Origin of the sequence: Pseudomonas corrugata (assembly GCF_050920615.1) — a bacterium.
Taxonomy (GTDB): Bacteria; Pseudomonadota; Gammaproteobacteria; order Pseudomonadales; family Pseudomonadaceae; genus Aquipseudomonas; species Aquipseudomonas corrugata.
In genome coordinates this window covers 4,086,140-4,102,111 of sequence record NZ_CP130434.1, presented here as the reverse complement: position 1 = coordinate 4,102,111, position 15,972 = coordinate 4,086,140, and the positions used below count along the sequence as shown (strand labels likewise).

The following is a 15,972-nucleotide window of genomic DNA, read 5'->3' as shown; positions in this document are numbered from 1 at the left end:
GCTGTTTCATCCATGATTGCGCTGGGCGATGTCGGCCTCAGGCAGCGCGTGACCTGGCAGACCGGGCAAGCGCCTCGATCTGCAGGGCTGCCGCTTCACTGGCGCTGTCACCGCTCGGAATCAACGTGCGGTAGCGGTCGCAACTGGCGCGTACTTCCTGGCTGTTCAAGACCTTGTCCAGCGCTGCGGCCAGCGACTCGGCGGAGGCGGGCGGGAAGACCCGCATGCCACAGCCCAGACGTTCCATTCGTGCAGCATTGTCGAACTGGTCGTGAGCGAATGGCGTGGCGATCTGCGGCACGCCGGCGGCCATGGCCAGGGCCGTGGTCCCGACACCACCGTGATGCACCAGCGCCGCGCTGTGGGGCAGGATGCGACTCATCGGCACGTAGCGCCGTACCAGGATTCTGCCTTCACCGGATACTGAAGGATCCACCGGCTGGCTGGTCAGGAACACGCCGCGGCGGTTGACCAGCTTCAGCGCCTGAACCGCCGCGGTGAAATATTGCTCGCCGTTGACCATGGTCGAGCCCGGGGTGAACACCACTGGAGATGCCTCGTTCAGGAAGTCTTCCAGTTCGGCGTCGAGCGGTTGCAGACCCGACTCGTCGAACAATGGGAAGCCGGTCAGGACGGTCTGGGCAGGCCAGTCATGTTGCACCGGGGCAAACCACTCCGGAAACAACCCCAGCACCCGGTCAGGCGAGGAAATCCATTGGCTGATGATGCGTTTGGTCGGCGCGAGCCCCAGTTCGCGGCGGAAGCTGTTGAGCTCAGGCGCCATGACTCGGTCGAGAAATGCCCGTTCGATCATTCCCAGCAGCAGCCGCTTCACGGGATAAGGCACGAAGGCCGGCAGGTTGGCGCCCGGTGGATGGGTCGAGGGCGCTGCGGCCGACCAGAAACCGAACGGCGACACCTGTGCGGTGATCAGCGGGACACCGTGCTTTTCCTGCAGCAGACGCGCCGAGAATGCCCACAGGGAACCCAGCATGACTGTCTCGTCGTCACAGGCCTGTTCCAGCAGCCGGTACTGTTCGCGCAGGGTGCTGGCGATGGTTTTCCAGAGGGTCGGCAGTGACGTGCGCGGATGCCACAGCGCCGGGTCAGCCATGACCTCGTCATATTCCTCACGGGTACCCAATGGCAAGAAATTGAAACCACAGCGCTCGATCAACGGCGCGAACGCCGCGCTGGCGCAAAACGTGACCCGGTGCCCGCGTGCCACCAGCGTGCGGCCGATGCCGACAAATGGATGAACGTCACCGGCTGAGCCGACGGCCGTAATGATCACATGCATAAGGTTCCCTCCAGAGTGATCTTGCGGTTGTAGGCCACCCTGATCTGCAGCGATCAGAGACCGTCCGTGGACTCCGTCCACTAAAACGGTTCAGCCTGTCGGGGGGCATTAAGCATTGGCGGGGAGCAAAAGTCTGTGGCGGAAAATGGGGACACTCGACGGTTGGTAGGCGTGCGCCTCGGATTCCTGCGAGGTGCACAAATACAGCGTCCAATCGCCAATCCTCTGTGGGAGCGGGCTTGCTCGCGAAAGCGGAGTGTCTGCCACGGAGATGTTGACTGTGCCGCCGCCATCGCGGGCAAGCCCGGCTCCCACAGGGTCTGGTGGTGTATGCAAAAGCTGCGTACACCCCAAATCTCCTGTGGGAGCGAGCCTGCTCGCGAAAGCGGAGTGCCTGTTATGTAGATGTTGAATGTGCCGCCGTCTTCGCGGGCAAGCCCGGCTCCCACAGGGTCTGGTGGTGTGTGCAAAAGCTGCGTACACCTCAAGTCCAATGTGGGAGCGAGCCTGCTCGCGATAGCGGAGTGTTTGCCACAGAGATGTTGAATGTGCCGCCGTCTTCGCGGGCAAGCCCGGCTCCCACAGGGTCTGGTGGTGTGTGCAAAAGCTGCGTACACCTCAAGTCCAATGTGGGAGCGAGCCTGCTCGCGAAAGCGGAGTGTCTGTTATGTAGATGTTGAATGTGCCGCCGTCTTCGCGGGCAAGCCCGGCTCCCACAGGGGCGGGTGGCGTGTGCAAAGGCTGCGTACACCTCAAGTCCAATGTGGGAGCGAGCCTGCTCGCGAAAGCGGAGTGCCTGTTATGTAGATGTTGAATGTGCCGCCGCCATCGCGGGCAAGCCCGGCTCCCACAGGGGCTGGTGGCGTATGCAAAAGCTGCGTACACCTCAAGTCGAATGTGGGAGCGAGCCTGCTCGCGATAGCGGAGTGTTTGCCACAGAGATGTTGAATGTGCCGCCGTCTTCGCGGGCAAGCCCGGCTCCCACAGGGTCTGGTGGTGTGTGCAAAGGCTGCGTACACCTCAAGTCCAATGTGGGAGCGAGCCTGCTCGCGATAGCGGTAGGTCAGCCAGCGTCCATGCTGACTGACTTGCGCAAACCCGATCCTATGACATGGCTCGAGCTTTCAAGGCCCGGGACATCGCCTCGCCCAACCTGGCCACATTGGGGGCTTTGACCACCGTGTTGTGGGTGCCGGGAAGGGCGGTCACGTTCACCTGGTCATTGAGCAGCCCGCGCCAGCCCAGGGTCGGGTCGTTGCGCTGCTGTTCACTTGCGGTGAACAGCGATACCTCGAGCGGGCTCGGTGGGCTGACGTAGGTGCCGATGGCCTGTCGCATTGCATAGGCCACCCCCAGGTGGGTGCGCAGCAGGGCAGCGTCGATATCATGGGGCAGTTCCTCCGGTAGCAGGCGGTGGGTGATACACAGCGTCAGCATCGCCTCGATGGCCGAGTGTTGCGCCAGTTCCGTCAGTTGTCCGAGCAGGTCGGGGGCGATCTGTTCGGGGAGCCAGGCCATCAGGAATTGCGCTTCACTCATCGCTTGCATCGGCACCGGTTCAGGGCGTGCCGACGCGTCGATGATGCCGAGGAACTCCACCACCTCACCGCCGGCCAGCAGTTGGCGGGCCATTTCATAGGCGATCAGACCACCGGCCGACCACCCGGCAATCCGGTACGGACCCTGCGGCTGAACCTGACGGATGCCCGCCAGGTAACGCGCTGCCATGGACGGGACATCCGACAGCGGCGCTTCTCCTGCCACCAGGCCACTGGCGGCCAGGCCGTAGACCGGAACCTGGGGATCCAGCGACGGCGCCAGGTCCCGTGCGTATTGCACCTCGCCACCAAGTGGATGCACCAGGTACAGCGGCCGCTGGGAACCGCTGCGACGGATCGGTACCAGGTTGCTGTTGGCCCCCGGTCGGGCTTGGCCATCGAGGGTCCTGGCGAAGCCGGCAATGGTCGGCTCGACGAACAGATCACGCACGGCAATCGGCTTGCCGAGGACCTTGCGCAAGCGCGAAGCCATCTGCACCGCCATCAACGAAATTCCGCCGAGGCTGAAGAAGTCATCGTGACGGCTGATGCGCTCCTGTTTGAACAGGTCCCGCCAGAGCGCCGCGATGGCGATTTCGGTCTCGCCCCGTGGGGCTTCGTAAGGCAAGGCTGGGATCGGAGTGTCTTCTGCTCCGGTCGGCGAGGCCACGGCGGCGGCCGAGCGTTCCAGCGGCGGCGTGTTTTCCAGCACTTGGCCGATGGATTGCCGTGAATCGGCAACCAGGTTTTCCAGCACCTTGGCGAACAGTCCGGCGATGTTCTGCACGGTCTCTCGGTCGAACAGATCATTGGCGTATTGCAGGCTACCGCCGATGCGCTCGCCATTGTCGACCAGTGACAGCGACAGGTCGAACTGGGTGGTGTTGTGCGGGCTTTCCAGGGTTTGCACCGCAAGCCCCGGCAGTTGCAGCGGCGCCGGTGGCGTGTTGTCCAGGCTCAACATCACCTGGAACAACGGGCTGTGGCTCATGCTGCGAGTCGGCTGCAATGCACTGACCACCTGTTCGAAGGGCAGGTCCTGGTGACTGTAGGCCGCCAGTGTCTGGTCCTTGATCCGCGTCAGCAACCCGTCGACGCGGCTGTCGCGCCCGGTATCGATCCTCAACGCCAGGGTGTTGGCGAAGAAACCGATCAGCGCCTCCAGCTCCGGCCGCTGACGGTTGGCCACCGGCGTGCCGACCACCACGTCGTGCTGTCCGCTCAGGTGGCTCATCAACACCGACCAGCCGGCCAGCAGTACCATGAACAACGTGGTGCCCTGGGCCTGGCTGAAGGCACGCAGTTCGGCACTGAGGGATGCAGAGAAAGCACAGTCGACGATGCCGCCGGCATAGCTCTGTATCGCCGGACGCGGGCGATCCAGCGGCAGGTTCAACAGTGCGGGCGCGCCTTCCAGGTGTTGCCGCCAGAAGTCGATCTGCGCCTGCAACGCCGGCCCTTCGAGGGATTTGCGCTGCCAGGCGGCATAGTCGACGTATTGCAGCGCCAGCGGTGGCAACGGGTCTTTCTGGCCTTGGGCGAATGCGCTGTAGAGCACGCTCACTTCCCGGGCCAGGACGCTGTTGGACCAGCCATCGGAGACGATGTGGTGCAAGGTCATGAACAGCACATGTTCGTCGTCCGCCACTTGCACCAGATGGCCGCGCATCAGCGGTCCCTGGTTCAGGTCGAACAACTGCGTGGTGTTGAGGTGACTGAGGCGCTCCAGCGTGGCCGTGCGTTTGTCGGCCGGCATCTGGCGCAGGTCCTGCTGTTCCAGCTGGAAGCGGCAGTCGGCCGGGGCGATTTTTTGCACCGGCTCGCCGTCCACCAACTCGAAACGGGTACGCAAGGTTTCATGGCGCGCCACCAGGCGGTCGAGCGTGGCTAGTAAGGCGGCCTTATCCAGCGAGCCTGTCAGGCGCAGGGCCAGGGGCAAGTGGTAGGCGGCGCCGGCCGCATGGTCCAGGTGATCGAGGAACCACAGCCGTTGTTGGGAGAAGGACAACGGCAGCCGTCCCGAGCGATTGGCCAGTGGAATCGATGCCGTTTCATTGGGCGACGCGCTGTGGACCAGCGCGGCAAGGCCACGCACCGTCGGTGCGTCGAACAGTTCGCGCAAGGTAATCCGCGCGCCCAGTTTGCGGCGCAGCCTGGACAGCAACTGCACGGCGAGCAGCGAGTGACCGCCCAGTTCGAGGAAGCCGTCGTGACGGCCAACCTGATCCAGGTGCAGCAGGCCTTTCCAGATCTCGGCGATGGCGATCTCGGTGTCACCCAGCGGCGCCTCGTAGGCTTTGCTGGCGAGGGCGTCCTGACCGGGTTCGGGCAGGGCACGGCGGTCGAGCTTGCCGTTGGCGGTGAGGGGCAGGGCGTCCAGGTGCACGAAGGCGCTGGGCACCATGTACTCGGGTAGTCCGCTCAACAGCGCACTGCGCAGTTGCTCAGCCGGAACCGGTTCGCCGCAGACATAGGCCACCAGGCGTTTGCTCTCCGCGTCGCCCTGGCTGTCCTCACGGGCGATCACCACGGCTTCGCGGATACCCGGGCAAGCCACCAGGGCATTCTCGATCTCACCCAACTCGATGCGGAAGCCGCGGATCTTCACCTGGAAGTCATTGCGACCCAGGTACTCCAGCGTGCCATCGGCCAACCAGCGACCGAGGTCGCCGGTCTTGTACAGGCGGGCGCTCGGCTCACCGCTGAACGGATCGGCGATGAAACGCTCGGCGCTCAGCTCCGGCCGGTTCAGGTAACCCCGGGCCACACCGACACCGCCGATATGGATTTCCCCGGCCACCCCCAACGGTGCCGGCTCACCCCGCGCATCCAGCACGTGGACCTGGACGTTGGCGAACGGTCGGCCGATGCTCGGCCGCTCACCCAGGTCGCGGATCAGGTCGATGGTGGCGTCCACCGTGCACTCGGTGGGGCCGTACATGTTGTAGAAACGAATGCTCTGGCAGTTACGCAATTTCTCCCAGGTGGCGGCGTTGATCGCTTCGCCACCGAGCAGCACGCTCACCGGCTGGTAGCTCTGGCGCTCCAGCAGGCCGGCGGCGAGCAGGGTGTCGAGCTGCGATGGCGTGGAGTCGAAGGCATGCACCTGGTGCTGTTCGAGGAAGTCCAGCAACTCGCTGCCGCTGGCGCGGATCAGTTGCGGGATGATCACCAGGCGATGGCCGGAGAACAGCTGGGCAATGCCCTTGATCGACATGTCGAAGAAGAACCCGGCATTCAGGGCCACGGTGGCCGGTGACGGGCAGTGTTGGTGGGTGGTGCGGGTCAGCACGTGCCAGAAGTTGAACACCGAACGGTGCTCGACCATCACGCCCTTGGACTGGCCGGTGGAACCGGAGGTGTAGATCACGTAGGCCAGGTGTTCCGCAGTCAGGCCCGGTACTTGTGGGTTACTGTCGAAAGCTGAATCGTCCGCTGCTTGCAACGACTCCACGATGTCCAGCAACAACACCGGCAGTTCCCCGGACGGCAGGGACAGCGCCGACTGGGTCAACAACGCCTGGGGTTGGCTGTCCTGGAGCATGAAGGCCATGCGCTCGGCCGGGTGGGCCGGGTCGATGGGCACGTAGGCGGCACCGGCCTTGAGCACGCCCAAGAGGCCAACGATCATCTCCAGGCTGCGCTCGGCGCAGATGGCCACGCGCTGATCGGGTTGCACGCCGAGGGCGAGCAACTGCCGGGCCAGGTGGTTGGCGCGACGATTGAGCTGGCGATAGCTCAGCTGGCGCTCTTCGCAGACCAGGGCCACGGCGTCGGGATTGGCGTGCACCTGGGCTTCGAACAACTGGTGGATTGGTTGCGCCGCACCGAAATCGCTGGCGGTGCGGTTGAAGTCTTCGAGCAGCAACTGACGTTCGCTGGCGGGCACCACGTCGAGGCTGCTGGCGAGGCGTCCGGGGGATTGCTCCAGGGCGTCCACCAGGGCGGCCACGGCCTGGCCCAGGTAGGCGGCGATGCGTTGCGGATCGATGCCGGTGATGGACTGGGCCGTCAGGGAGAAGCCGTCAGCCACATTCGCCACGGCGATTTCGATGGGGTAGTTGGTGCGGGTTTCCGAGGCGACGAAGTGCATGCCTTCGTGCTCGCCCATGTCCTCGACGTTTTCCCCGGAGGCGTTCACCAGGTCGCCATGACGGCAGTTGAGGATCACCGTGAACAGCGGCAACGAAGCGTCCACCGCACTGCAACGCTGGGCCAGGGCCAGGGAGGCCTGTTCGTGGGTCAGCAGTTCGCTCAGTTGCTGGTAGGCGTCATGGACAATGTCGCTGACGCTGTGCTGCTGCAAGCGGATGCGCATCGGCAAGGTGTTGATGAACATCCCCAGCGCATGGTCGGCACCGGCGGTGCCTTGGGAGCGACCCGACAGCACCGTGCCGAAAATCCCGTCGTCGCGGCCGCTGGTCGCGGCGACCACCAGGCCCCAGGCCGCATGGAACAGCACCGAGGTTGGCACCCCTTGCTGGCGCGCCGTGCGGTGCACCCGGGCACTGAGCTCATCGCCCAGGTGCTCGACCGCGCGCTTGATCCCGGCGCCGTTGCCACGCACATCCAGCACACCATAAGGCGCGGTGGTGGAATCGACATCCGCCAGCAAGCGCCGGAAGTAGGCTTCGTGGTCGGCCTGGGACACGCTGGCGGCCTGGGCGATGAAGTTACGGTAAGGCTGGGACGACGGCAGGCTGTCGGCCTGGCCGGCCAGGACCGCCTGGATCTCCAGCATGATCAAGCGCAACGTCACGTTGTCGCTGACCAGGTGATGGTCGAGCAGCGCGAGCAGCCATTGTCCACGAGGTTCGTCGTAGATGATGTACGCGGCAATCAACGGCGCCCGCTGCAGGTCGAGGCGCAGATGATGGGTGTCGGTCGTGTCACGCAGGATCTGCAAGGCGTCTTCGCCGGGGAAGCAATCCAGGGTCACCACCGGCAATTGCGCCTGGCGATGGACGACCTGCACCGGTTGCGGCAGGCCCTGCCAGCGCAGGGCGGTGCGCAGGATATCGTGGCGGTCGATCACTACCTGCACCGCAGCGAGGAAGTCATCGAGCAACTGGCGCCGGTTGAACGTTACCACCGTGCGCATCAGGTAGGCGTCACCCTCGGACTGCAACAGGTGGTGGAACAGGATGCCTTCCTGCAACGACGACAGTGGGTAGATGTCCTGCACATTGGCGGCGCCGCCGGGAACATCGGCGACAATCTGCTCGATTTCCTGCTGGCTGAGGGTTACCAGCGGCAGCATTTGCGGCTCGATGGCGGTGCAGTCGGCGGGGATCAGGTTCGCCGGTACGACCCGCTGCGTGTTGTTGCCGCCGGCCAGGACCGCGGCCATGGCCTTGAGGGTTGGCGCCGAGAACACCGTGCGCACGTCCAGTTGCAGGTCGGCCTGGCGCAGACGCTCGATCAGGCTGATGACCAGGAAGGAATGGCCGCCGAGTTCGAAGAAGTGGTCCTGGCGACCCACCCGTTCTACCCCGAGCAACTCCTGCCAGGCATTGGCCAGGGTGATTTCGATAGTCCCCAGCGGTGCCTCATACCGCTGGCTTGCGGCGGCGGAGGCGTCCGGTGTCGGCAAGGCGTTGCGGTCCAGCTTGCCGTTGGTGGTCAACGGCCAGGCCGCCAGGGTCACGAAGGCGCTGGGCACCATGTGCTCGGCCAGCACGCTCGCCAGTTGGCTGCGCAAGGCCGACGACTCCACCACGACCCCTTCATGGGCGATCAGGTACGCCACCAGGCGTTTGTCGCCGGGCTGGTCTTCGCGCACGGTCACCAGGGCTTCACGGACTTCAGCGCAGGCCAGCAGTTGGGCTTCGATTTCGCCCAGCTCGATCCGAAAACCGCGGATCTTGATCTGCGAGTCGTTGCGGCCCACGTAGACCACCCCGCCGTCGGCGCGGTAGCGGGCGATATCGCCGGTGCGGTACAGCCGGGCCTCGGTTTGCGTCGCGAACGGATCGGGAATGAAGCGCTCGGCACTCAGTTTGTCGCGATTGAGGTAATGCCGGGCCACACCGGCGCCACCGATGTAGATCTCGCCATTGACCCCCACCGGTACCGGTTGCCCGTAGTCGTCGAGAATCCGCAGGCACAGGTCGGGCAATGGTGGGCCGATCAGGCTCGGCGCGCCCGCGTCGATTTCATCCTGACTGACGGGGTAGTAGGTGGCGTGCACGGTGATTTCGGTGATGCCGTACATGTTCACCAGGCGCGTGCGGGACAGGGCCGTGCGTGCGGTCCATGGCCGCAGGCTGCGGAAATCCAGGGCCTCGCCGCCGAAAATCACTTCCCGCAGGCCGTGTTCCAGGTCGCTGCGCTCACGGGCCTCGATGAACTGGCGGAAGGCGCTCGGCGTCTGGTTCAGCACGGTCACTTGTTGCTGGCAGACCAGCGCATAGAAATCGTCGGGTGAACGGGCCACTTCGCTCGGCACCACCACCAGCTTGCCGCCGTAGCTCAGCGCGCCCCAGATTTCCCAGACCGAGAAGTCGAACGCAAAGGAGTGGAACAGCGTCCAGACGTCGTTGCGACCGAAGTCGAACAGTTCGGCAGTGGCGTCGAACAGGCGCGCCACGTTGCCGTGCTCCACCAATACCCCTTTGGGCAAACCGGTGGAACCCGAGGTGTAGATGACATAGGCCAGGTGCCGCGATGTCAGGCCGAGCGCTTGGGCGTCCGGATTGCGGTCCAGTTCCGCCAGGTCATCTGCCGTGGGGTCATCGTCGAGATTCACCAGCGGCACGGCATGCTCGGGCAGCGCGGCGAGGCACGTCGGTTGTGCCAGCAGTACGACCGGTGTGCTGTCGTCCAACAAGTAGCCGAGTCGTTCGGCGGGGTAGGCCGGGTCCAGCGGCACATAGGCCGCACCGGCCTTGAGCACCGCCAGTACCGCGCAGACCATTTCCACGCCGCGTTGAGCCAGGATTGCCACCCGGTCGTCAGGGCGCACGCCCTGGGCCAGCAGCGCCTGGGCGATGCGGTTGGCCCGGCGATTGAGGGCCTGGTAACTCAACGCCGTGTCGCCAAAGACCAGGGCAATGGCCTCGGGCTGGGCGGCGGCGAGTTGTTCGAAGCGCTGATGAATCAACGGTTCGGGGGTAAACACGGCCTTGGGCGGTAACACCGCTGGCGAGGCCTGGCGTTGTGCGGGGCTGAGCAACGGCAAGCCGAGCACGGGTTGTTCGACGTCCGTCACCATGGCTTCGAGCAGGGTTTGGAAATGCTGGGCGAAACGCTCCACGGTGGCACGGTCGAACAAGTCGCTGGCGTATTCGATCACGCCGGACAACGTGCCGCCGTCATTGCCCAGGGTCAGCATCAGGTCGAACTGCGAGGTTTCATGGGCCTGGGCCACAGGCACCAGGGTCAGGCCGGGCAGGCTCAATTCGCCACCGCCCGGGGTGTTGTCCAGCGACAGGGCGACCTGGCACAGCGGGTTGTGGCTCAGAGAGCGCGGCGGCTGTACGGCTTCGATGACTTGCTCGAAAGGAATGTCCTGGTGCTCGTGGGCCGCCAGGGTGGTCTGTTTGATCTGCTCCAGCAGTTGCGTCACGCTCGGGTTCTGCGAGAGGTCTACGCGCAGGGCGAGGGTGTTGACGAAGAAACCGATCAGGTTTTCGGTCTCGGTGCGGCTGCGGTTGGCCGTCGGTACGCCGATGACCACGTCCCGTTCGTTGCCCAGGCGCGCCATGAGCACCGACCAGGCACCGAGCAGCGCCATGAACAGGGTCACGTTGTGGGCCTGGCAGAAGTGCTCCAGGCGTTCGCGCAATGCCGGGGCGATGGTCACTGCGACATCGCCGCCTCGATAGCTCTGCATCGCCGGACGTGGGCGGTCGGTGGGCAGGGACAGCAAGGCCGGCGCGCCTTCCAGGTGGTCGCGCCAGAACTCGGCCTGGCGATTGAGCCGTTCACCGTCGAGGGCCTGGTGCTGCCAGGCGGCGTAGTCGGCATATTGGATCGGCAACGCCGGCAGAGGATCGGGTTGCTGCTGGCTGAAGGCCCGGTAGAGGGCGGCGAATTCCTTGACCAGCACACCCACCGACCAGCCGTCGGAGATGATGTGGTGCTGGGTGATCAGCAGGATGTGTTCGTCATCGGCCAGGCTCAGCAGGCGCCCGCGGATCAGCGGTCCACGGCTCAGGTCGAACGGCGCCAGGGCCTCGTTGTTGCCGATGCGCGATGCACTGACGCTGGCTTGTTCGTAGGGCAGTGCGCGCAGGTCCTGTTCGGCCAGGGCGAAGCCACAGTCCGCGGGGGCGATGACCTGCACCGGCTGCTCGCCATGGCGTTCGAAGGTGGTGCGCAGGCTTTCATGCCGGGCCACCAGGCGATCCAGAGCGGCCTTGAGGGCCGCACGGTCGAGATCGCCACGCAGCAGCAAGGCGGCCGGCATGTGATAGGCGCTGCCGGCGCCGGAATCGAGCTGGTCGAGGAACCACAAGCGTTGCTGGGCGAACGACAACGCCAGCGGCCCGTTGCGGTCGACCAGGCCGATGGTCTCGGCCTCGGCGGTGTGCGGGGCGCCCACCACTCGTGCCAGTTCTTCCACGGTGGGGTGGCTGAACAGCTCGCGCAGCATCAGCTCGCAGCCCAACTGTTGCCGTACCCGGGAAACCAGTTGCGCGGCCAGCAGCGAATGCCCACCCAGTTCGAAGAAACTGTCACAACGACCCACGCGCTCCAGGCCCAGCAGCTCCTGGAAAATCTGCGCCAGGGCGGTTTCGGTGGCGCCCTCGGGGGCGGTGTAGCCGCGCTCGGACATGGCGCCCAGGTCCGGCTCGGGCAAGGCCTCCTGGTCGAGTTTGCCGTTGGCCGTGAGCGGGTAGGCATGCAGACTGACGAAGGCCGTCGGGATCATGTAGTCGGGCAGGGTCGCGCCCAATTGCTTACGCAAGGCGGCCACTTCCAGCACCGCGCCCGCACGGGGAATCAGATAGGCGATCAGACGCTTGCCCTGGTTCGCATCATCACGGGCCAGCACCTTGGCTTCCCGCACGCCCTCGCAGGCCAGCAGCTTGGCTTCGATTTCCCCCAGCTCGATGCGGAAACCGCGGATCTTCACCTGAGCGTCCATCCGGCCCAGGTGCACGATCTCGCCGTTGTCCAGCAACTTGCCCAGGTCCCCGGAGCGATACAGCCGCTCGCCGGGACGGAACGGGTCGGCAATGAAACGTTCGGCGCTCAAGGCCGGACGGTTCAGGTAGCCCCGGCCGACCCCCAGGCCGCCGACGCAGATCTCACCGGCCACGCCGACGGGCAGCAGCCGCTGCTGGGCGTCGAGCACGTAGGCCACGGTGGTCGGAATCGGCCGGCCGACATTGGAGATGCCGGCGGCGATGTCGGCCGCGCCAATGGCTTTGTAGGTGACGTGGACGCAGGTTTCGGTGATGCCGTACATGTTCACCAGGGCCACATGCCCGAAGGCACGGTGGAAGGCATCGAGCTTGCCCAGCTCCAGGCTTTCCCCACCGAAAATCACGTAGCGCAAATGCGCCAGGCGCACATCCGGCGTCGTCAGCGCGGCGGCACTGAGCTGATGGAACGCCGAGGGGGTCTGGTTCAACACCGTCACCTGTTCGCGTTCGAGGAAACCCAGCAGCTCTACCGGATCACGCCGCAGGGCCTCGGGCACCAGGGTCAGGCGTGCGCCATGGAGCAACGCGCCAAAGATTTCCCAGACCGAGAAGTCGAAAGCGTTGGAGTGGAACAGCGACCAGACATCCTCGGCATTGAACTGGAAGTCCGGGCGATTGTTGTGCAGCAAGCGCACGACGTTGCGGTGTTCGAGCAGCGCGCCCTTGGGTTCACCTGTGGAGCCCGAGGTATAGATCACGTAGCAGAGGTGGTCCGGGGTGTTGACGTGGGTCGGGTTGGCGACGCTGGCGTCAATGTTGCCGAGGGTCGGATCGAGGACCTCGATACCCAGTGCCCGCAGCGTCGGCGCCATGCCCTGGCGCGCAATGGCCTTGCCGGCACCACTGTCGCGCAGCACGTAGGCAATGCGTTCCTGGGGCGAGGCCGGGTCGATGGGCACATAGGCGCCGCCGGCCTTGAGCACCGCCAGGGTGGCGACGATCATTTGCACCGAGCGCTCCAGCGTGATGGCCACCAGTTCCTGGGGCCGCACACCTGCGGCGCGCAAACGGTGGGCGAGGCGGTTGGCCTGTTCGTTGAGCTGGCGATAGCTCAGCTGTTCCTCGCCGAGGTTGACGGCAATACGGTCCGGTGTCCGGCGGGCCTGCTCCTCGAAAATCTGCTGCAGGGTCAGGGTGTCGGGCCAGGCCGCTTCGCTGTCGTTGAAGTCGATGATCTGCCGCTGCCGCTCGGCGCTGTCCAGCAGGGGAACATCGTCGACGCGCTGCCGGGCATCCTCGACAAAGGCTTCCAGCAGGCGCGCGTAGTGACGCATCAACTGCTCGATGAACCCGGCGTCGAAGAACTCCGCGTTGTACACCACATGCCCGGCCCAGCGCTGTTCGCCAGCGCTGATCAGCAGGTGCAGATCGTTCTTGCCGTAGCCCAGGTTGCTTTCCAGGGTACTGACCGCCAGCCCCGCGACCAGCGTGCTGGCGTCGGTGTCGCGCTGGAAGTTGAACAGTACGTCGAACAGCGCGGTGCGGCTCATGTCCTTGGCCGGATTCAGCGCCAGCACCAGTTGGTCGAACTGCATGTGACGATGGCGCAGGGCCTGGGTCAGGTTGTGGCTGGTTTGTTCCCAGAGCTGCTGCAAGGTGGTGTCGCTGTCGCAGAACCCACGCATGACCAGCAGGTTGTCCAGCGGCCCGACAACGTCGTTCAGGCCGGGCTCGCGGCAGGCGGCCGTGGTACCGATCACCAGTTCATTGTGGCCGGCATAGCGGCGCAGCAATGCAGTGAAGGCGCTGAGGGCGAGGCTGTCGGTACTCACGCCGACTTCCCTGGCCAGAGCGTCAAGGCGGCGGACCAGCGGTGCTTCGAGGGTGAAGGCGTGGGTCGCTTCGGCGAACACATGCACGGCCATGCGCGGGCGATTGAGCGGCAGCTCCAGGGCTTGCAGCTTGCCGCGCAACTGGTAGCTCCAATAAGCCCGCAGGTTTTCCAGCACCGCAGCCGGGAGCTGGCGTTGCCAGGCGGCAAAGTCGCCATAGCCCAGCGGCAGGGCCGGCAGCTCGGCGTTGCGCTCGGCGCAAGCGGCAGCATAGAGGGCCAGCAGGTCGCGCTTGAGCAATTGCATGGAGGTGCGGTCGGCCAGCAAATGATGCACGGCAATCGCCAGCACGGCGGTGCGTTCGTCCGCTTGCACCAGGCTGGCGCGCACCAGGCTGCCACCGTTCATGGCCAGCGGCCGACGGGTTTCGGCCAGGGCCTGGGCGGCGAGGGTGTCCGGGTTGCCCTGGATCCGTTCAAGGGCCAGGGTGGCCGGTCCGTCGAAGCATTGCCAGGCATTCGCGCCGTCGCTCTGGATCCGGCAACGCAGGATGTCGTGACGGGCCAGCAGGCCGTCAAGGGCGGTTTGCAGGGCTGGTTGATTGATCTCGCCGGTCAGTTCCAGCAGCAACGGGATGTTGTGATAGACCGGGTTGGCGTCGTACAGGTAACCGGTCTCGAAGGTGTCGACAAACCAGAGCCGTTCCTGGTGATAGGACAGTGGCATGCGCTCCGGCACCGGCGTCAGCGCGGTGATGGCCGGCAGGACCAGGGTCGGGTCCAGTTCCAATGCACCGATACGGGTGTCCGGTGCTTCGGTGAAACACTGCAGCAGGCGTTCGAAGCGCGCCGCGAGGCGCTCGACGGTAGCGGCATCGAACAGTGCCGTGGAATACGACAGGCTGCAAGACAGGTTCGGGCCACCTTCGTCGATGTGCAAGGACAGGTCGTGCTGGGTGTTGTCCTTGCGCGACGGCAGGAACTCCAGGTCCAGTCCCGGCAGGTGCAACTGGCCGCCGGCCCCCCCGGCGTTGGTGTAGAGCATGGTCTGGAACACCGGACTGTAACTGGCGCTGCGCGGCGGCTTGAGGGCTTCGACCACCAGCTCGAACGGGGTGTCCTGGCGGCTGGAAGACTCCAGCATGAGGTCCTTGACCTGTTGCAGCACCTGCTCGAGGGTCGGGTTGGCTTCCAGGCGGATGCGCAGGGCCAGGGTGTTGACGAAGAAACCGATCAGCGACTGCACATCCTGGCGGTCGCGGTTGGCGGCAACGGTGCCGATCACCAAGTCCTGCTGGCCGCTGATCCGTGCCAGCAGCACCGCCCAGGCCGCCATCAGGGTCATGAACGGGGTTGCGGCGCGGGACTGGGCGAACCGGGCGATGGCAGCGGACAGCGGGGCGGGCAGGTCGAAGCCCAGGGTTTCACCCCGGTAGCTTTGTACCGCCGGGCGCGGCCGGTCGGTAGGCAGCGTGAGCACCGCCGGGGCGCCGGCCAGGTGAGCGCGCCAGAATTCCACTTGCTGGTCGAGGCGCTCGCCCTGCAGATGACGGCGCTGCCAGGCGGCGTAGTCGGCGTACTGCAGGGGCAGTGGCGGCAGCGGATCGGCTTGTCCGGTACTGAATGCCTGGTACAGCGCGGCGAACTCCTTGACCAGCAGGCCAATGGACCAACCGTCGGAGATGATGTGGTGCTGGGTGATCAACAGCCGATGCTCATCGTCGGCCAGGCACAGCAACGTGCCGCGAATCAGCGGACCGTGCAGCAGGTCGAACGCTCGGGCCGCTTCCTCTTCCGCCAGTCGGGTGGCTTGCCGCCCGGCCTCGTCCCGAGGCAGGTGGCGCAGGTCCTGTTCCTGCAGGTTGAAGCCACAATCGGCCGGGGCGATCACTTGCAGCGGATGTTCGCCGTCGCGGCGGAAGGTGGTGCGCAGGCTTTCATGTCGCGCCACCAGACCATCGAGGGCGTTCTTCAGCGCGGTACGGTCGAGGGCGCCGCGCAGCACCAGCGAAGCGGGGATGTGATAGGCGGCGCTGGCCGTCGGGTCCAACTGATCGAGGAACCACAGTCGTTGCTGGGCGAACGACAGTGCCAGCGGACCTTCGCGATCCGCGCCGGTGATGTCGTCGGGAGCTGTTTCGATGACCCGTGTGGCGCCGCGCTGCTTGAGCAGGCGCAGCAGTGCGGCACGTTTCAACTGGTCGAGACTAT

2 protein-coding genes and 1 pseudogene are annotated in these 15,972 nt (G+C 65.3%); all 3 read right to left on the bottom strand.

The window, feature by feature from the left end:
- Positions 1 to 37: 37 nt before the first annotated feature.
- Positions 38 to 1,300, bottom strand: a complete 1,263-nt coding sequence (locus QZH45_RS17845; protein ID WP_024776962.1) for a glycosyltransferase — start codon at positions 1,298 to 1,300, stop codon at positions 38 to 40.
- Between the two features lie 1,104 nt (positions 1,301 to 2,404).
- The gene (locus QZH45_RS17840) at positions 2,405 to 13,072 is read right to left on the bottom strand and encodes an amino acid adenylation domain-containing protein (RefSeq protein ID WP_432783800.1); all 10,668 of its coding nucleotides are present in this window, start codon (positions 13,070 to 13,072) and stop codon (positions 2,405 to 2,407) included.
- A gap of 156 nt (positions 13,073 to 13,228) precedes the next feature.
- Positions 13,229 to 15,811, bottom strand: a pseudogene (locus tag QZH45_RS17835) (condensation domain-containing protein); the annotation flags it as partial.
- Between the last annotated feature and the right edge of the window lie 161 nt (positions 15,812 to 15,972).

Excerpts from the sequence above, each read along its gene's own strand:
- QZH45_RS17845 (WP_024776962.1), bottom strand. The coding sequence starts at position 1,300 with ATGCATGTGATCATTACGGCCGTCGGCTCAGCCGGTGACGTTCATCCA.